We start from the raw sequence: 19,074 nt of genomic DNA, 5'->3' as shown, positions 1-19,074 counted from the left end.
TCCCTCAAAAACAACTAACTTAAATCAAGAAACAATGTCAAGCGAAATGTCAAGGAGAAAGTTCCTGAAAAAAGGAGCTGCTGCCGCGATCGGCTTAGCGGTCGTTCCGGGTACGGTTTTAGGTAAGAAGTTCGGGCACACGGCTCCGAGCGACAAACTCAACATCTTGGGTGTCGGTATCGGCGGCCGCGGCTCGTCGGTGCTCCGCGGCCTCGAAAGCCAGAACATCATCGGCCTGTGCGACGTCGACTGGAAATATGCCGACCACGTGTTCAAGCGCTACCCGGCTGCCAAGAAGTACAACGACTACCGCAAGATGTTCGACGAAATGCTCAAGTCGGCAGACGCCGTGATGGTGGCTACGGCCGACCACACGCACGCGATCATCGCAGCCGATGCGATGACGGCCGGCAAGCACGTCTACGTCGAGAAGCCCCTGACGCATACCGTATACGAATCGCGTCTGCTCACCAAGCTCGCCGACAAATATAAAGTAGCCACCCAGATGGGTAACCAGGGTGCGTCGGACGAGGGTGTCCGCAAGGTCTGCGAATGGATCTGGAACGGAGAGATCGGCGAAGTCCGCAAGGTGGAGACCTTCACCGACCGTCCTATCTGGCCGCAGGGGCTCTCACGTCCCGAGGACGACCAGCGCATCCCCAAGACGCTGAACTGGGACGCCTTCATCGGCCCGGCTCCCTACCGTCCCTACAACGCGATCTACACCCCGTGGAACTTCCGCGGCTGGTGGGATTTCGGTACCGGCGCACTGGGCGATATGGCCTGCCACATCCTCCACCCGGTATTCAAGGGCCTGAAGCTCGGCTATCCGACCAAGGTTCAGGGTAGCTCGACGCTGCTGCTCAACGAATCCGCACCGATGGCGCAGACGGTGAAGTTCGTCTTCCCGGCACGCGACAACATGCCGAAGGTAGCCATGCCCGAGGTAGAGGTATACTGGTACGACGGCGGCCTGAAACCGGCGCGCCCCGAAGGGCTGCCCGCAGGCAAAGACCTGAACATGGCCGGCGGCGGCGTTATTTTCTACGGTACGAAGGATACGCTGATCTGCGGCTGCTACGGCGTGAACCCCTACCTGGTTTCGGGTCGCGTGCCCAACGCACCGAAGGTACTGCGCGAGATCAAGGAGTCGCACCAGATGGACTGGGTACGTGCCTGCAAGGAGGATGCCGACGACCGCGTGCCGAGCGCATCGGACTTCAGCGAAGCCGGCCCGTTCAATGAAATGGTGGTTATGGGCGTGCTGGCAGTCCGCCTGCAGAACCTGAACCGCGAGTTGCTCTGGGACGGCCCGAACATGCGTTTCACGAACATCCCCGATGACGCCACGATCAGTGCCGTCATCAAGGACGGGTTCCACATCAAGGACGGTCACCCGACCTTCGACAAGACCTGGACGGATCCGGTCAACGCACAGCAATTCGCACAGGAGCTCATCAAGCACACCTACCGCGACGGTTGGAAACTGCCCGACATGCCGCGTTAATCTACGGACAAGATTATCAATTCAAATTAAAACAACGGAAAGAATATGAAAAAAGTCATTTTATTCTCGACATGCATCGCAGCAGCCGCAACGATGGCGGCATGCGGCGGCCCGGGTGCCAAAGGCAAAGCGGCAGCCGACACGGCAGCGGCAGAAACCAAGGCCGTACCCGAATACACGGTCATCAACAATGCGACAATAGACCTCTCCGGCTTCCCGCAGGACAAGGACGGCTACTACGTGATCTTCGACGGCAAGACGTTCAACGGCTGGCGCGGCTACGGCAAAGACCACGTGCCCTCGAAATGGACGATCGACAACGGCGCGATCAAATTCAACGGTTCGGGCGGCGGTGAAGCCCAGGACGGCGACGGCGGCGACCTGATCTTCACGCACAAGTTCAAGAACTTCGAGCTCGAAGTGGAGTGGAAAGTTGCCAAAGGCAGCAACTCGGGTATCTTCTACCTCGGCCAGGAGGTAGCCACGACCAAGGACGGCAAACAGCGGATGGAGCCCATCTACATCTCCTGCCCCGAGTACCAGGTACTCGACAATGAGAACCACCCCGATGCCAAACTGGGCGTCGACGGCAACCGCAAGTCGGCTTCGCTTTACGACATGATCCCGGCCGTTCCCCAGAACGCCAAGCCCTATGGCGAGTGGAACAAGGCGAAGATCATGGTTTACAAAGGCACCGTGGTACACGGCCAGAACGACCAGAACGTGCTCGAGTACCACCTCTGGACTCCCCAGTGGACGGAGATGCTCGAAAAGAGCAAGTTCAGCCCCGAGAAGTGGCCCCTGGCATTCGAACTGCTGAACAACTGCGGCGGTGCACAGCGCGAAGGTTACATCGGCTTCCAGGATCACGGCGACGATGTATGGTTCCGCAACATCCGCATCAAGGTGCTCGACTAATTCCGTTAACAACGGTAACGTATGAAACGTAAACTGTTTACAGCGGTTTGCATCCTGCTCGCTTCGGCAATTGCTCCCTGCGGGGCATTTGCCAAAGCGAAGAAGGACGCAAAGAAGGATATCGGTATCCAGCTCTACTCGGTCAGGGATCTGATCGGGAGTTTCGGAAGAAACCAGCACGACTACAAACCCGTCCTGAAGGCACTCGCCGACATGGGTTACACCAGCATCGAGGCCGCCAGTTACAACGACGGTAAATTCTACGGCAACACCCCCGAGGAGTTCAGGCGCGACGTGGAGGCCGTAGGCATGAAGGTGCTCTCTTCGCACTGCGGCAAAGGCCTCTCCGACGAGGAACTGGCTTCGGGCGACTTCTCCGAGTCGATGAAATGGTGGGATCAGTGCATCGCAGCCCACAAGGCCGCAGGCATGGAGTACATCGTGACCCCGTACCTTCCCGTCCCCAAGACGCTGAAGGAGATGCAGACCTACTGCGACTACCTCAACGCGATCGGGAAGAAGTGCCGGGAAGCCGGAATCAAATACGGCTACCACAACCACGCCCACGAATTCCAGAAGATCGAGGACAAGGCTGTCATGCTGGACTACATGATCGAAAACACCGACCCTGAAAACCTGTTCATCGAACTGGACGTATACTGGGCCGTGATGGGGAAGGCAAGCCCCGTCGACTATTTCCACAAATACCCCGGCCGCTTCAAGATGCTCCATATCAAGGATCGCCGCGAAATCGGCCAGAGCGGTATGGTCGGGTTCGATGCCATCTTCGAGAATGCCAAGACCGCCGGTGTGGAAAACATCATCGTCGAGGTCGAGCAATACAGCTACGATGTGGAGAAGAGTGTCAAACTGAGCCTGGATTACCTGCTCGAGGCACCTTTCGTGAAGGCTTCGTACAGCAAATAATCCCTCCGGAAGCATGAAGACGATATCCGGCCGTCAGACGGATGGCCGGATATTTCTTCGCTGAAAGATACCTTCCGGAAAATAAGCAATAAACCCTACTATCCCATGGAAGAAAAGGAAATGACGTTCTGGGCGCACCTCGAAGACCTGCGCTGGTCGCTGGTTCGCGTAATCGCCGTCTTATTCGTGTTCGTTGTCGTCTGTTTCTGCCTCATGCCCTATCTGTTCGACAATTTCGTACTGGCTCCCACCACGTCCGATTTCCCGCTTTACAGATGGCTGTCGAAACTGGGAGGCGGCAACCCGCTGCTCCCCGATTTCAGCAACGACCACTTCTCGGTAGAACTCATCAACATCAACGTAGCCTCGCAGTTCCTGACGCATATCAGCACTTCGTTCTGGTTCGCGCTGGTACTGATATTCCCCTACCTGACGTTCGAAATATGGCGGTTCGTACAACCTGCCCTGTTCGACAACGAAAAGAAGAGCGTCGGGTTGGCATTCGCATTCGGGACATTCATGTTCTTCCTCGGATGTGCGGTCGGTTACTTCCTGGTCTTCCCCTTCACGTTCCGGTTTCTGACCGAGTATCAGTTGAGTCCGCTTATCACGAACCAGATCTCGCTGACTTCCTACATGGGTAATTTCCTGATGCTCATTTTCGTAATGGGCATCGTCTTCGAGTTGCCGCTGCTGGCATGGCTGCTTTCGAAACTGGGCCTCGTGACAAAGACATTCTTCCGGAAATACCGGAAACATGCCGTAGTCGTCCTGCTGGTGCTCTCTGCGGTCATCACCCCGACGGGCGACCCGTTCACGCTGATGATCGTCTTCCTGCCGCTTTACCTGCTCTATGAGCTGAGTATAAAGATCGTCCGGGCATAGCGGGCAACGACACACGATTTGCCGGCTTTCGCCGGCATACGGATTACGGCCGGGAATTACCCGGTCGTAATCGTTAGACGGGGACACCCTGCCGGATCAGCCGCCCTGCCCCTCCGCCTGAGGTGCATTCCGCATCGAAGCCCGGTACTGCGTCGGTGAAACGCCGTAACGCTGCTTGAATGCCCGGTTGAAATAGGGAATGTCCGTAAAACCCACTGCATAGCAGATTTCGGAAATGTTCTTAGAAGAGCGGGTCAGCATCGTACAGGCCATCTGCAACCGAAAGACATTCAGGTAGGCGACAAACGACTCGCCGGTCGCCTTCTTGAAAAACAGGCAGAAGGCCGTCTTGTTCATCGAGGCATAGGACGCGATTTCCTCGAGGGTTATCTTACGGTGGTAATTCTCGACGATATACTTGTAAACGGCCTGCAGGCGCTGCTTGTTCTTATGGATTTTTGCCCCGCGGAATTTCCCGGGCCCGATGGGGCGGCAATGCCCGTCCTGCGCGATCAGGAAAAGCAACTGCAATAACGTCACGAACCGTTCGGGGTCTGAGCTGCGCTCAAGACCCGCCAGTAATTTACGCACCCTGACCGCCGTTTCGCCAGTGAGCCCGACCGCCTGGCGCAACTCCTTATAAAACCGTACGACGGGCTGGAACTCGGGCGAGAGCTGCGACAACTGCACCAGAAACTCCTCGCCGAATTGCAGCGAACCGTTTTCGATCATCCCGTCCGGGGCGCACAATGCCTTGTCATAGACCCAGCCATGCGGAAAATAGGGCGGCAACACGACGACTTCCCCCTCGCGGAAGGGTTCCGTGAAGTCGTTGGTCACCCGCTGGCCGTTCCCGCTGAAAACCACCGTAATCTCGTATTCGGGATGCTGGTGGTATGGGAATTCGTCCCGGTACCACAGCCTTTCGTGGCGGTAAGTGAAAGAGCGGGAGGCACCCTTGAATATTTGCCCGCATGCAACAGTTCCCATCGGTCTTATGCAATCATTTTTTGCGAATATAAGACAATGTTCCGGAAAATCGGAAAAAACAGGGGAAAATTTCGCAGGCACACCTGTTTCAGCCCCGATCAGCTCTGCAACCGATATTCCCTGGGGGTGTAGCCGACATGGCGTTTAAAGAAGCGTACGAAATGCTGCGGATACTGGAATCCCAGTTCATAGGCCACCTGCCCGATGGTTTTGTTCGGGTCGAGAAGCCCCTCCTTGGCCGCGTCGATCATCTTCAGCTGGATATACTCCTGGGCCGATTTCCCGGTCTCCTTCTTCACCAGATCGCCGAAATAATTGGGCGACAGGCATATTTTGCTTGCAAAATAGCGTACCGAAGGCAACCCTTCCTTCGCAGCGGCGCCTTGGGTAAGGTAATCGTCGAGCAACCGCTCGAAACGTGCCAGGACATCGAGATTCATGTCCTCGCGCGTGACGAACTGGCGCTCGTAAAAACGCATACAATAGTCGAGCAGCAGTTCTATATTGGTCGCAATAAGCCCTTTGGTATGCTTGTCGATGGCGTGGAGCAGTTCCATGCGGATTTTTTCCAGGCAGTCGAGGACAATCATACGTTCTTCCTCCGACAGGTGCAAGGCTTCGTTGGACTCATAGGAAAAAAACGTATATTTCTTAATCTTCTGCCCCAGCGACGTACCGCGGATAAAATCGGGATGAAACAGCAGCCCGACCGATTTCTTGGGAACACCCTCCACGTCGGTATACCCCACCGTCTGCCCCGGAGCGATGCAGATGACCGTCTGGTCGTCAAAATCATAACTCGTCTTGCCGTAGTCGATCCGGCATCCCGCAGTCTCCTTGAGGAATACCGAATAGAACCCCATCGTCATCCGGTAGTTTCCCTGGCTCTCGGCCGTATCGAACGAAACGACGCCGACCTGCGGGTGGCGGGTCTCGAACCCGAAGAGTTTGTTATACTGGTCGACAGTGTCGATTTTCAGGATTTCTTCCATGGCTTTTTTCTTTACCTGTTACAAAGATAGTGTTTTTGCAGATTCGGCCCACACGCCGGGCCGCCGAAACAGTAATTGGGGTAATATTATCCGTAATAGGGGTATATTACTGTACATCAGCATATTTCATAGACAACCAAACCAGTAATCAGGGTAAATATATCCGTAATACGTATACAAAACGAATGCCCCGCGGGATGTAGTTTTGCAGTGTAGAAAAACATCAAACACAATAGAGCCATGAAAACAAAAATGAATTTCAACATGCGGATCCCGACCCGCATCCTTTTCGGGGCAGACGAACTGAAAAACCTGCACAGCCAGCAGATGCCCGGGAAAAAGGCGCTGCTGGCAATTTCGAACGGCAAGTCGACCCGGGAAAACGGCTATCTGGCCGCCACGGAGGAACAGCTCCGGCTGGCAGGGGTCGAAAGCGTGGTGTTCGACCGGATCGAGGCGAACCCCTTGAAATCCACCGTCATGGCCGGAGCGGCAGCGGCACGGGAGCACGGGTGCGACATGATCGTCGCATTGGGAGGCGGCAGCGTCATGGACGCCGCGAAGGCCATAGCCCTGATGGCATCCAACGACGGCGACCTGTGGGACTACGTATTCGGCGGGACGGGCAAAGAACAGCAGGCCGAACACGCACCGCTGCCGGTCATCGCAATAACCACGACGGCAGGAACCGGGTCGGAAGTCGATCCGTGGGGCGTCGTAACCAACGAACAAACCCATGAAAAGATCGGCGTCGAAGCCGCATTCCCCGTACTGGCCGTAGTCGATCCGAAGCTGATGCTCACCGTGCCGCCGAAATTCACGGCATACCAGGGGTTCGACGCATTGTTCCACAGCGTGGAGAGTTACATTTCGAAATTCGCCAACCTCGCAAGCGACATGTACGCACTGACCGCCATCGAGCATATCGCCCGCAACCTGCCGCGCGCCGTGGCCAATGGCGACGATCTCGAAGCTCGCACCCGCGTGGCCTTCGGCAACACCCTTTCCGGCGTGGTGATGTGCCTGAGCGCCACGACCAGCCAGCACTCGATGGAACACGCCATGTCGGCCTACCACCAGGATCTGCCCCACGGCGCCGGGCTGATCATGCTCAGCAGGGCTTACTTCTCGTTCTTCATCGACAGGCACGTCTGCGACGAGCGTTTCGTACGGATGGCTCGTGCAATGGGGATGGAGCAGGCCGCACAGCCCAGGGATTTCATCACGGCGCTCACCCGCTTGCAACAGGCATGCGGCGTCGCCGACCTGAGGATGTCCGACTACGGCATCACCCCCGGAGAGTTACAGCAAATGACGTTCAACGCATTCGACACAATGCCCGGACTGTTTGAATCAGACCGGCACAGGCTGAGCATCGACGAATGCACAGCTATCTACCGGGCCGCCTATAAATAACCCGAAAAAACGACACGATCATGAAACGACCATTAATTCTGACAACAGCCATACTTATGATACTCGGCACGAACACATCCGTCGCACAGGGCGACGCAGACAATTTCTACAAAAGCAATTCGGTAAACACCGAGAAAGTATCCTTTTCCAACCAATACAAAATGAAAGTAGGCGCACGGCTCTTCCTGCCCAAGGAGCTGGAGGAAGGGCGAAAATACCCCGCCGTCATCGTCGGGCACCCGATGGGCGCAGTCAAGGAACAGAGCGCCGGTCTGTACGCCACGAAACTGGCCGAATGCGGGTTCGTCACGCTGGCACTCGACCTCTCCTTCTGGGGTGAAAGCGACGGAGAACCGCGCAATGCCGTCCTGCCGGATGTCTATTCGGAGGACTTCAGCGCGGCGGTGGATTTCCTCGGCACCCGCCCCTTTGTCGACCGGGAACGTATCGGCGTTGTCGGGATCTGCGGCAGCGGCAGCTTCGCCATCAGCGCTGCGAAGATCGACCCCCGCCTGAAAGCCATCGCAACGGTCAGCATGTACGACATGGGGGCAGCCAGCCGCAACGGGCTGAAACACGCTCTGTCGCCCGAACAGCGCAAACGGATCATCGCCCAGGCTGCCGAACAGCGTTATGCCGAATTCCTGGGCGGGGAACCCCTTTACACCGGCGGCACAGTACACGAACTGACGGCCGAATCCACGCCGATCGAGCGCGAATTCTACGAATTTTACCGTACGCCGCGCGGGGAGTTCACCCCCGACGGGGCCACGCCGCGCACGACTACGCACCCCACACTGACCAGCAACGTGAAATTCATGAACTTCTACCCCTTCGCCGACATCGAGACCATCTCGCCGCGGCCGATGCTCTTCATCGCGGGAGAGAACGCCCATTCGCGGGAATTCAGCGAGGACGCCTACCGCCTGGCTGCCGAGCCGAAAGAGCTTTACCTCGTGCCGGATGCAGGGCATGTCGACCTCTACGACCGGACAGGCCTGATCCCGTTCGGGAAACTGGAAACATTCTTCAGGGATGCGCTGAAATAATCCCGCTGCGCGGGCAACAGTGCCAAAAGCACACCGGGATGCCGCACCTGTCCGGCGCCCGCGTACCCGGGATCGACCAACCTGTAAAACCAATAAAGAACGACTATGAAAAAATTATTGTTACTGCCGTTCATGCTGCTATCGCTGGTACTGCCGGCGGCATGCGGGGAATCGGGCGACTACCCCGCCCCTTCCGGAGGGCACCCCGGTCAACCGGAGACGCCCGGCGGAAACGAGGGCGGCGACCCGGGCGAAACATCGCTGAAAATCGGCATCACGGTCGGCAGCCGCACGATTACCGCCACGATGGAGGACAATGCCGCCGCACGGGATTTCCTTTCGCGCCTGCCGCTGGAGGTGACGTTGTCGGATTACAGCAACGCCGAGAAAATATTTTATCCCTCACCGGCGCTGACGACCTCCAAGGTCGCACGCAGCTGCACCCCTGCACCGGGCGACATCACGATCTATGTCCCGTGGGGCAATGTGGCCATATTCTACAAAAACGGGTCGAGGAGCAACGACCTGATCCGAATCGGGCGCATCGACGGCAACGGAATCGAAGCCCTCAGCATCCCCGGCTCGCTTAGCGTCCGGTTCGAAAGGCAACGACGGGAAACACCGGAAAACAATAGCGAACAAAATCCGACATGACGGAGCGGAAGAAGCAGTCGTCGTATGGCTTTGCAGCCCCGGAGCGAGCTACATTACGGGCCAGGCAATAGCCGTCGACGGCGGATATACGGCCATGTAAATTCAAACTAAAAAACAAGAACGATGCAGATAAAAAACGCCACCTACGGAGGCGAACGCCCGCTGTTCGCCTCGCACGGCCTGCGCATGGAGCACGTAACCATACAGGCCGGCGAATCGGCACTCAAGGAGTGCTCGGACATCGAAGCCGTCGATTGCCGTTTCGAAGGCAAATACCCGTTCTGGCACGTCGACGGGTTCGTCGTCCGGAACTGCCTCTTCACCGAGGGCGCACGCGCGGCGCTGTGGTATTCGCGCAACCTTACGATGAGCGACACGCTGGTCGAAGCCCCCAAGATGTTCCGCGAGATGGACGGCATCCGGCTGGAGAACGTACGGTTGCCTTTTGCGCAGGAAACGCTCTGGCACTGCCGCAACGTGCGGCTGCGCAACGTGCGGGTCGACAAGGGCGATTACATTTTCATGCACGGCGAAAACATCCGCATAGAGGATTACGCACAAAGAGGCAACTATTCGTTCCAATACTGCCGCAACGTGGTGATCCGCAACGCCGTCATCAACTCGAAGGACGCTTTCTGGAACACCGAGGACGTGACGGTCTACGACTCCGAGATCAACGGCGAGTACCTGGGCTGGCACTCGAAGCGGCTGCGGCTGGTCAACTGCAAAATATCGGGCACCCAGCCTCTGTGTTACGCCACGGATCTCGTACTGGAAAACTGTACGATGGCCGACGACTGCGACCTGGCGTTCGAATACTCGACATTGCAGGCCGCCATAGACGGCCCCGTCCGCAGCGTGAAGAACCCCCGCAGCGGTTCGGTCACGGCCGAAAGCTACGGGGAGGTCATCCTCGACGGGAATGTCAAGGCACCGGGCGACTGCCGTATCGCAACGTGGGACAAACAAAGCAACTGCGCATAGCTGGAATGCGATTTCGATGCCGGGAAACGGAGCATCGGGCATTTTTTTTGTAAATTCGGAACAAAACAATAACGCCATGAAAAAGATATGGGCCTATATTCTCCCGACAGCGCTGTGTTTCGTTCTCGGGGGACTTGCCGGATGGTTGCAGCAAGACGCGATCGAGGAATGGTATCCGCTGCTCGACAAACCGACGCTGACACCGCCCAATGCGGTTTTTCCGATCGCATGGAGCATCATCTACCTCTGCATGGGTATCTCGGGCGGGCTGGTACTGACCTCCGAAGCCCCCGCCCGTAAAAGTGCGGTGAGGCTGTGGTTCCTCCAGTTAGGGTGCAATTTCCTGTGGAGCATACTCTTCTTCGTCTGCCGCAGCCCCCTGCTGGGCATGGTGGACATCGTGGCGCTCGACGTCCTGGTGATTCTCTATCTCGTCCGCAGTGCAAACGTACGCGCCGCTGCCGCATGGCTCTTCGTCCCTTACCTCTGCTGGCTCCTCTTCGCCACCTACCTCAACGCCTATATCCTCGTTGCGAACGGGACGGGGCTGTAAACCGGGGAAAGGCGCGATGTGCAGCAGGACGAAGATTTGAAAAATCCCCGGGAAGGAAACTCCCGGGGATTCGACGGCGTATCGCATAAGGCGGCTATTCCAGCAACGGCAACCTGCCCAGCATATCCCTGAGCCGGATCGCCGTACGGGGCATCGGCTCGGCGACCGTAAGGCCCACCAGCTCCTTTTCAGCCGCAATATCGTTTATCACGCGGACGACCGCCTCTATTTTCATCCCGTCGGGATCGGTGCCGACCGCCGCAACGATCTCCGCCGGGTCGAGCACGTCCATATCGAAATGAACCACCACCTTCGACGCCCCGCACGATTTCAGCCAGGCCCGGAGCGCATCGCTGTCCGCAGCCACCTCTTCGGGGGTGAGATGCTTTATCCCGTACTGATGCTGGCGGGCCTTAATCTCGTCCCGCTCCCAGTTGCGCAACCCTACGAACAGGATCTTCGACGGGTCGAATGCGGCGGGCAGTTCCGCCACGATCTTCGCATCGCCGTGCCCCATGCAGGCCGTCACGGCCATGGCATGGTAGCCGGGATAGGGATCGCCCGGAAGCGTGATGTCGGGATGGGCGTCGATCCATACCATCGCCACGTCGCCGCCGTATTTCGCGGCAAGGTAGGTGAACGGCACCACGCTCACGGAGCAATCCCCGCCCAGGGTCACGATCCTGCCGGGATCGCTCGCCCGCAGCATCTCCAGCGCGGCTTTCGTCTGCCGGAGAATGACGTCGCGGTCGAGTACACCGTCCGTCACCCTGCGTTCCCCGATCTGGGTGGAGACGGGAACGGTGAGCGTTTCCTGCCCGCCGCAGGGAGCCAGGAAGTCGAGCAGCTGCGCCCCGAGGTAATATCCCCGTGCGGCATCGTCGGGATCCTTTACCTCGGGCACCATTGCCGCGACATTGCCGCCCTGCCATTGCGGGTAGATCAGGCGGATCGTCGATGTATTTGTTTTCATAACTTCGCTGTTTGTCGGTACTTTTTGCTGCACTCCGCCAGAAACCACTCCGCCGGCCAGCACGCCGGGCAACAAAAATCCTTTCATAGCGGGTTCGTCCCTTTTGCAGGACATGCAAAAATACGAAATGCCTCCGGGAGATGCAAGTACGTGCAAATTATTCGTATATCGATAAATTTACGGGATGGACAAATTGCGGAAATACGGCTGGCAGTTATTCGGGAAGCGTTATTTTTGCACAAAACCGATCTCTGCTGGAAGCCGCGCACAGGAGTAACGCATTTTACCCGGGCAGATCCCTACCGATACGGAAATTCTACGCCCTCCCGATTGCGAGGCCGGGCGATTTTTTTTGTGATTTGTATAACAATCAAAAAAAATAATTACCTTTACGCCGTTATGGTTCCTGCCCGGTATGCCGGACAGGATGAAAAGGGAATCCGGTGAAAATCCGGAACAGTACTCGCTGCTGTAAGTCCCCTCCTTCGGGAGAAGTTGTTTATCGTACTCTTTGCCACTGGTTTAAACTGGGAAGGCGCGATAAACGGGACGAGTCAGAAGACCTGCCTTAACGATTGATTTGCACCCGCGGGTTTCGGGTTGGAATCGAATGGTACGGTCGTCGTTATCGCAACGCACTCCCTCCCCGATTTGATTTTCAGCAGTTTCCTGTCGTGCAATCACCCGCGTGATTCGAATGACAATGGGAATAATTCATAACAGACAGGGTTATACAACGGGAGAGGCTAATCCGCGCCCCGTCCGGATCTCCTGTTCATCCTCTACGCTTGCCGCAGGCCGTCGCCTGTCGGCAGGCGTTTTTTATCCCCCGGAAATCAAACCGATTAATAATTAAAATCTGAAAAGCATGAAACAACTATTTACCCTTTTGGCAATAACCCTGTTCGGTGCTGCGACATGGAGCTGCTCGTACGACGACGACGATCTGTGGAAGGAGATCGACGGGATCAAGACCCAACTCGCGGAACTCAACAAAGAGGTTTCGGCGCTGCAAACGCTTGTGGATGCCCTGCGCCAAAGCAAGACGATCTCCGATGTGACCCAGACGGACACCGGATACACCATCACGTTCAACGACAACACCTCCGTTTCGATTGCCGACGGCAAGAACGGTACGAATGCCCCGGAGGTCGGTATCGACCTGTTCGAGGGGGGCTACTACTGGACGATCGGCGGCAAGGGCAACTGGCTGACCGATGCGGACGGCCACAAAATCCCGGTAGCTGGCAAAGATGGTTCGAAACCCGAAATGGCCGTCGATGCCGACGGTTACTGGATTGTGGACGGAGCGCGCATCAAAGATGCGGCCGGCAACGACGTAAAAGCGACGGGAAGCAACGGAAAAGACGGGGATTCGTTCTTCAAATCGGTCAGCGACGGCGACGATGCCGTAACGTTCACTCTGACCGACGGCACGGAAATCGTCATTCCAAAAACTTCGGTGTCCTCATTCTGTTTTGTACAGCCCGACGACGGCCGTTCGTACTTCGTATTCGACTTCGGCAAGAAAAAGACGCTGACGCTGAATACGACGGATGTGGAAACCGCCGACTTCATGAATATTCCCGAAGGGTGGAAGGCGTCGCTGAACCTTGCGAAAAATAGCGTAACCGTGCAGGCTCCGGCGGCTTCGGATGCAGCTTACTCAGGCGGCATCATCACGCTGATCGGGATCGATAAAAAAGGGGATACGGTCTTTGCCTCGGCCGACGTGTGCGCTTCGGTAGACTACACGGACAAGGACGGTACGTTCGTGGTCTGCGAGGGCAATATGACTTCAGTAAACGGTATGCTGGTCTACTACGACAAGGCCGGCAAGGAGTACCGGGAGGTATTCGAGCAGGCCAACGGCGGATTGGAGATCGGCAACGTCGTACAGGATATGTTCATGGCCAACGGAAAAATCTACCTGTTAACCCAGAACGGCGACCGCATGGGCGGCGCAGGCCGTTTCGTTGTGTGCGATGCCCGGACGATGCGCATGGAATTCGCCGACCCGCTGGTATTTAAAACCCCCGAAGACAAAGACACATGGCCTCAGCATCTGGTCGTTGTAAGTGCAACGAAAGCCTATGTTCAATATTCCGATTCAAGTATGGAAAGCACTTCGGGCATAGTCGCCCTGACCCTCGGTGAAAATTCGGTGCAAATCGGCGCGACCCTCGAAGGCACGTTCGGAGCCTTTACTTCGGTGGGCGCGATCAAAACCCGCATGGTCTATTCACGGGGTAAGATTTATGCGGGATGCGGACACAGCGTCGTTATCATCAATGCCGAAAGCGGAACGGTGGAAAAGCGGCTGACCTATGAGGGCCGGCAAGTAAAAGGCATCGTCAAAGGTGCCGACGGCAATATCTATTTCGCCCTTGCCGGAACCTATTCCGGCACGAGCCCGAATATGGGAACCCTGACCTCCGATCCGATGATCGTTGGCATCGATCACTCGGGCACGGTCGTTTCAGAAAAAGAACTTTCCGGAGGTGTTCGATTCCCGATCGCAACATGGTCTCCGGCTATCGGCATGTGCGCCAGTTTCACCGATCCTTATCTCTATTTTGTGGATACCGATGCTTTCAACGCCACGAGCGCAACGCGGTACAATTACCAGACGCAGACCGTCGATTACAAATATCTATCTGGAAATGAAACGATTTACGGCATTATGGGGCAGCATCCGACAACCAATGTGTTGTGGGTCGGCAAGTCGAGCTACGTCGATTCGAATATCTACACCTATGACGTGAGCGGAACTTCCGCCTCGGAAATCAACCATTTTTCCTATCCCACGCAGAAAGGTGCCAGCCCGGCCGGGATCGATTTCGTCTACCGTTTCTCCGAAGCGTATATTAACAAATAAAGCATAAAGAGATGAAAAAACTGTTATCCTGTTTATTTGCTGCGTTGTTCGTGTTGTCGTCCTGCAACAAAGACGATGTGATCGAGGTCGATTCGCAGACGGCCCCCCGTATCACGCTCGACAGCGAGAATGCGGTTTACACCATCAAATCAGGCCGGGAACTGACGATCAGCCCCACTTATGAAAACGCGGACAAGGCACTCTATGTGTGGAAAATCGACGGAAAAGTCGTCGGCACGCAACCCGCCCTTACGGTGTGCGAACAAACCGTAGGCGAGTTGTTCGTGCTCCTCCAAGTGTCGAACCGTTACGGCACGGCCTCCGAGGAGCTGCGTGTGGATGTGGTAGAACTGGAAATCCCGACAATCAGCCTGCCGGTTCCCGAAAAAGGGTATACGATTCTGGTCGGCAGTCCTCTGACGCTGAAACCCTCCGTAATCGACACCTCGATCCCCACGACCTGCACATGGAGCGTGAACGGCAAAGAGGTTTCCTCCGAAAAGGAATTTACATTCGACGCGTCCGAAGCCGGAGATTATACGCTCGAATTCGCCACCCGCAATGAGGACGGCGAGGACAGCAAGGAATTCGGGGTAAAAGTCTGCACGATCGACGAAATGCCGTTCGGCTGGACATTCGATCAGACGGTCTTCAACCTATCCGCCGGCCGCCGCATCCGTCTGATGCCTTTCGACATTACCAATGCGTTCGATGCCAGTTATACCTGGTCGGTAAACGGCAAACAGGTGCAACAGTCCTCCGATCCGGTATATATTTTCTCCGAATCGGCCGAAGGAACGTACACGGTCAAAGTCGAAATGAAAAACTCATATCTGACGGTTCCTCAGGAATTGACCGTCAATGTCTGCCCCGCAGAAGGCCGATACTACCGTGCCGGATCTCCGGCAAGCAGCAAGGATTGGAACAAGGTCTACGAGTTCCTTGCCGCTCCCGGACAATTCGTCAACGAACGTTATGACGTGACGACGATGGACGCAGCGTGCGCCTATGCCGAGTCCCAGATGAAACTCAACACCTATGTGTCGCTGGGAGCTTTCGGCGGCTATCTGGTAGTCGGCTTCGACCACAGCATTGAAAATGACGGCGGCTACAACATCGGCGTTTCGGGCAACTCGTTCGACGGTTCATCCGAACCGGGCATCGTATGGGTCATGCAGGACGAAAACGGCGACGGACTGCCGAACGACACATGGTACGAACTGAAAGGCTCCGAATACGGTAAGCCTGAAACGACACAGGATTATGCCGTGACCTATTACCGTCCACGCGCTGCCGGCATGGAGGTGCAGTGGACGGACAACAAGGGTGCGAGCGGTTCCGTCGATTACCTTTCGCAATTCCATACGCAGGACTACTATTATCCGGCATGGGTCGAGGCTGACAGCTACACGCTGCGCGGCACTTGCCTCAAGGCCAACAATTACGACCAGTCGGGCAACGGTTCCTACTGGGTCAATCCGGCTTACGACTGGGGCTACGCGGACAACTTCAGCCCGATCGACCGTCTGACCGACGATCCGAACTCCGGAGCAGGCGTCAACGCCAACCATTTCCGGATTTCCGACGCCGTCACTTTCGACGGCAAGCCCGCTGGCCTCAAATACATCGACTTTGTCAAGGTGCAGACCGGCATTCAGGCAAAAAGCGGCTGGCTGGGCGAAATTTCGACCGAAGTGTTCGGCGTATTCGATTACAACATGACCAAAAAGAAATAATACGATGAGAAAAATACTGATTCTGGCCGCAGCGGTTTTCGCGTTCTGCGGCTGCAACGACAAAGAGGAGAACCAGCCCTTTGCCGGCATCGACAACCACATCACTTCGTTCGCGCTCACCGCCAAGGACGGAACGGTATACCGCGCCGCACTCGTCGGCGACGAAATCGTGGTTTCCATTCCCCGCAATGTGTCGCTCGAAGGTGCTACTGCTGACTACGAACTTTGCGAGCAGGCGATCCTGTACCCCGATCCGGCGAGGATCACCGACTGGGACAACGAACACCGTTTCCGCGTCATGGCCTATAACCAGACCCTGCGCGACTACGCCTACTCGGTCAAGCGTAACGACGTTACGGCCGGCAGCGTCGCACTGCCGACACAGGCCGATGTCGAAGCGTTCGCCGCAACGGGTGCGACGGTGATCGAGGGAAACCTCACGATCGGCGATTTTTCGGCCTGCGACGATCCCGTGACCGACCTTGCGCCGTTAGCCGGACTGACCGACGTGCGCTACAACATCGTCGTAGGCAACTCATTCGCTGGGGAAAAACTCTCCGGGCTCGAAAACCTGCGTTCGGCAGGCGGTCTGGTGTTGGGAACGGCCACCACGCCGCTTACGACCGCCCAGGATTTCGACGTGGTACTGCCCGCCCTCGAATCGCTCGGACAGCTCTCGGTAAACGGCAATACGGTCGCCAAACTCGACCTGCCGAAACTCGTATCGACGGGGACGGTCTATATCAATGCAGCCAAACTCTCCGTTTTCAATGTTCCGGCGCTGAAGGAGTGTACGGGCGATCTGACGATCCTCTCCGGCACAAATGCCTCGACCGGCAACAAGGCCCTGGCCGCACTCGGACTCTCGTCGCTCGAAAAAGTAACGGGTTCGCTGTCGCTCCAGTATCTCAGCGAATTGCAGTTATTGGAACTCCCGAAGATCGCCTCCATCGGCGGCAACTGCACGCTGACTTACCTGACACAGCTCAAAGTACTCAATATGCCGGAACTGGTGCATCTGGGCGGTGCATTTACCTGGAACTACCTGACGGCAGCGACCACATTCGCAATGCCGAAAGTTCCTTCGCTGGCCTCGTTCTCGCTCTCGGACAGTAGCTCTGCAGCCATGCTTTCCAGCATCGACCTCTCGTCGCTCGAAAAGGTACGTGCGGATTTTAAGATCGACACGAAATTTTCAAGCGACAGGCTCGAACTGCCCGCGCTCGAAACCATCGGAGGACAGTTCTACCTGCGCCACCTTTCTCTGATCGAAACACTCTCCATCCCCCGGCTCACGGCCTGCGAAAACATCTATTTTTACCAGTTGAACCTGCTGCCGTCGCTCGACCTGTCGGGCGTGGAGTCGCTCCCGAAGGTCGAACTGATCGCCTGTTACAAACTGGCGAAGGTCAGGGTTCGGAAAAATGCGCTGGGCGATCTGTCGCTGAACGGCGGTTCGAGAGCGTGCGACTTCACCGCACTCGAAGGCGCTGAAACCATCTCGGGAAAACTCAGCGTTTCCAATTATACGCAGAACGACCTGATTACCTTCCCCGGCATTAAATCCATCGGTACCTATTCGCAGTCGGGCGGCAAAGCCAGCGGCCAGACAACTGTTTCATTTCCCGATCTGGAGCAAGTCGGAACTTTCCAGATGAGCAGTTGTTCGTACCTCAAAAAACTCAGCGCCCCGAAACTTACCGAGGTGACGGACAAGTGGGACACGAGCTATATGCAGTATGTGGATGAAGGCGATCTCGAATTACCCTTGCTGCGCAAGATCGGGGTATTCAAATTCTGGGGCGGAACCTACTCCGGTGCGGCCAGCCAAATGAAGCTGACAGGCATGGCCGATTTCGCGGGCGTCACTGAAATCGGTTCGGTAGATATCAAATACTGGGGCAAGATGACCGATTTCTCCGGGCTGAAAAATGCGCTGCCGTCACTTTCGGCCGACAAGTGGAATGTCTCGGGCAACGGTTATAATCCGACCTGGGAGCAAATAACCGCAGGGGAGTATGTCAAGCCGTAGGATGAACCGCTTTATATTCATCGTCGCAAGCTGTTGTTCGGTTCTCACCGGCTGTATGAAGTGGGACTACGATCTCGGTCGGGAGATCGCAGTCCGCCCCGAGGTGGGACACGGGCTGTTCATCACCAACGAGGGGAATTTCCAATACGGCAATGCCACGCTCTCGTTCTACGACACGCAAACCCGTAAGATCGACAACGAGGTGTTCTTCCGCGCCAACGATCAGAAGCTGGGCGACGTGGCACAGTCGATGACGATGTACGGCGGCTTGGGCTGGATCGTCGTGAATAATTCGCATGTGATCTTTGCCATCGACCCCGTGACCTTCAAAGAAGTCGGGCGCATCACGAACCTCACCTCCCCGCGCTATATCCATTTTTTGTCGGACGAAAAAGCCTATGTCACACAGATCTGGGACAACCGCATTTTCATCGTCAATCCCAAACGGTTCGAGATTACGGGATACATCGACTGCCCGGGTATGACGATGGAAACCGGTTCGACCGAACAGATGGTGCAATACGGCAAATACGTCTACGTGAACTGCTGGTCTTATCAGAACCGGCTGCTGAAGATCGAC

The 19,074-nt window shown here is 56.4% G+C and carries 17 protein-coding genes and 1 riboswitch; of the genes, 14 read left to right on the top strand and 3 right to left on the bottom strand.

Going from position 1 to position 19,074, the window contains the following annotated elements; genetic code table 11:
* The first annotated feature begins 34 nt into the window (after positions 1 to 34).
* The 4 genes from B3C38_RS04640 (at position 35) to tatC (ending at position 4,237) form a co-directional block, all read left to right on the top strand.
* Positions 35 to 1,507, top strand: coding sequence for a Gfo/Idh/MocA family protein (locus B3C38_RS04640; protein WP_172678899.1), 1,473 nt, complete (start codon positions 35 to 37; stop codon positions 1,505 to 1,507).
* A 45-nt stretch (positions 1,508 to 1,552) separates the two neighbouring features.
* Positions 1,553 to 2,425 (top strand): 3-keto-disaccharide hydrolase, encoded by an 873-nt coding sequence (locus tag B3C38_RS04635; protein ID WP_018696572.1) that lies wholly within the window; start codon positions 1,553 to 1,555, stop codon positions 2,423 to 2,425.
* A 21-nt stretch (positions 2,426 to 2,446) separates the two neighbouring features.
* Entirely contained in the window at positions 2,447 to 3,352 is a 906-nt protein-coding gene (locus tag B3C38_RS04630) for a sugar phosphate isomerase/epimerase family protein (RefSeq protein WP_022333038.1), read from the top strand.
* A 105-nt stretch (positions 3,353 to 3,457) separates the two neighbouring features.
* Positions 3,458 to 4,237: a twin-arginine translocase subunit TatC gene (tatC, locus tag B3C38_RS04625; RefSeq protein WP_055202420.1), complete on the top strand. Its 780-nt coding sequence runs from the start codon at positions 3,458 to 3,460 to the stop codon at positions 4,235 to 4,237.
* Positions 4,238 to 4,333: 96 nt separating this feature from the next.
* Here the strand turns inward: tatC and B3C38_RS04620 are convergent, their stop codons facing one another.
* Together B3C38_RS04620 and B3C38_RS04615 are read right to left on the bottom strand one after the other, a co-directional pair.
* Complete coding sequence (locus tag B3C38_RS04620; RefSeq protein ID WP_022333040.1) at positions 4,334 to 5,227, bottom strand: AraC family transcriptional regulator; 894 nt, start codon at positions 5,225 to 5,227, stop codon at positions 4,334 to 4,336.
* Positions 5,228 to 5,325: 98 nt separating this feature from the next.
* Positions 5,326 to 6,219, bottom strand: coding sequence for a helix-turn-helix domain-containing protein (locus B3C38_RS04615; protein WP_153918956.1), 894 nt, complete (start codon positions 6,217 to 6,219; stop codon positions 5,326 to 5,328).
* Between the two features lie 240 nt (positions 6,220 to 6,459).
* Here B3C38_RS04615 and B3C38_RS04610 point away from each other — a divergent pair, with 240 nt between their 5' ends.
* The 6 genes from B3C38_RS04610 to B3C38_RS04585 all read left to right on the top strand — a co-directional run bounded on the left by B3C38_RS04610 (position 6,460) and on the right by B3C38_RS04585 (position 10,875).
* Positions 6,460 to 7,635 (top strand): iron-containing alcohol dehydrogenase, encoded by a 1,176-nt coding sequence (locus B3C38_RS04610; RefSeq protein WP_216651293.1) that lies wholly within the window; start codon positions 6,460 to 6,462, stop codon positions 7,633 to 7,635.
* Positions 7,636 to 7,655: 20 nt separating this feature from the next.
* Entirely contained in the window at positions 7,656 to 8,684 is a 1,029-nt protein-coding gene (locus B3C38_RS04605) for an alpha/beta hydrolase (RefSeq protein WP_026318504.1), read from the top strand.
* A gap of 105 nt (positions 8,685 to 8,789) precedes the next feature.
* Positions 8,790 to 9,338: a cyclophilin-like fold protein gene (locus B3C38_RS04600; RefSeq protein WP_279143540.1), complete on the top strand. Its 549-nt coding sequence runs from the start codon at positions 8,790 to 8,792 to the stop codon at positions 9,336 to 9,338.
* On the top strand, positions 9,316 to 9,438 hold the full coding sequence (locus tag B3C38_RS04595) for an SDR family oxidoreductase (protein ID WP_346987532.1): 123 nt from the start codon (positions 9,316 to 9,318) through the stop codon (positions 9,436 to 9,438). Before B3C38_RS04600 ends, B3C38_RS04595 begins: the two co-directional genes overlap by 23 nt.
* A 23-nt stretch (positions 9,439 to 9,461) precedes the next feature.
* Entirely contained in the window at positions 9,462 to 10,322 is an 861-nt protein-coding gene (locus tag B3C38_RS04590; protein ID WP_278809154.1) for a DUF3737 family protein, read from the top strand.
* Positions 10,323 to 10,398: 76 nt separating this feature from the next.
* The gene (locus tag B3C38_RS04585; protein WP_117508217.1) at positions 10,399 to 10,875 is read left to right on the top strand and encodes a TspO/MBR family protein; all 477 of its coding nucleotides are present in this window, start codon (positions 10,399 to 10,401) and stop codon (positions 10,873 to 10,875) included.
* A 94-nt stretch (positions 10,876 to 10,969) separates the two neighbouring features.
* Here B3C38_RS04585 and B3C38_RS04580 read toward each other — a convergent pair whose 3' ends face one another.
* On the bottom strand, positions 10,970 to 11,962 hold the full coding sequence (locus B3C38_RS04580; RefSeq protein WP_410511655.1) for an arginase family protein: 993 nt from the start codon (positions 11,960 to 11,962) through the stop codon (positions 10,970 to 10,972).
* A 269-nt stretch (positions 11,963 to 12,231) separates the two neighbouring features.
* A riboswitch (cobalamin riboswitch) is annotated at positions 12,232 to 12,433 on the top strand.
* A 283-nt stretch (positions 12,434 to 12,716) separates the two neighbouring features.
* Between B3C38_RS04580 and B3C38_RS04575 the strand changes: the two genes are divergently transcribed.
* The 4 genes from B3C38_RS04575 to B3C38_RS04560 all read left to right on the top strand — a co-directional run.
* A complete protein-coding gene (locus B3C38_RS04575; RefSeq protein WP_286725777.1) occupies positions 12,717 to 14,726 on the top strand; it encodes a DUF5074 domain-containing protein in 2,010 nt (669 codons plus the stop codon).
* An 11-nt stretch (positions 14,727 to 14,737) separates the two neighbouring features.
* Entirely contained in the window at positions 14,738 to 16,462 is a 1,725-nt protein-coding gene (locus tag B3C38_RS04570) for a PKD-like domain-containing protein (protein WP_022333048.1), read from the top strand.
* A gap of 4 nt (positions 16,463 to 16,466) precedes the next feature.
* Positions 16,467 to 18,494: a hypothetical protein gene (locus B3C38_RS04565; RefSeq protein ID WP_022333049.1), complete on the top strand. Its 2,028-nt coding sequence runs from the start codon at positions 16,467 to 16,469 to the stop codon at positions 18,492 to 18,494.
* On the top strand, positions 18,481 to 19,074 hold a 594-nt coding region (locus tag B3C38_RS04560; RefSeq protein WP_414630900.1), incomplete at its 3' end, for a YncE family protein. The genes B3C38_RS04565 and B3C38_RS04560, both read left to right, overlap by 14 nt.

This window comes from Alistipes sp. UBA1686, from assembly GCF_002320215.1.
GTDB classification, from domain to species: domain Bacteria; phylum Bacteroidota; class Bacteroidia; order Bacteroidales; family Rikenellaceae; genus Alistipes; species Alistipes onderdonkii.
This window is presented reverse-complemented; position numbering and strand designations above follow the sequence as displayed.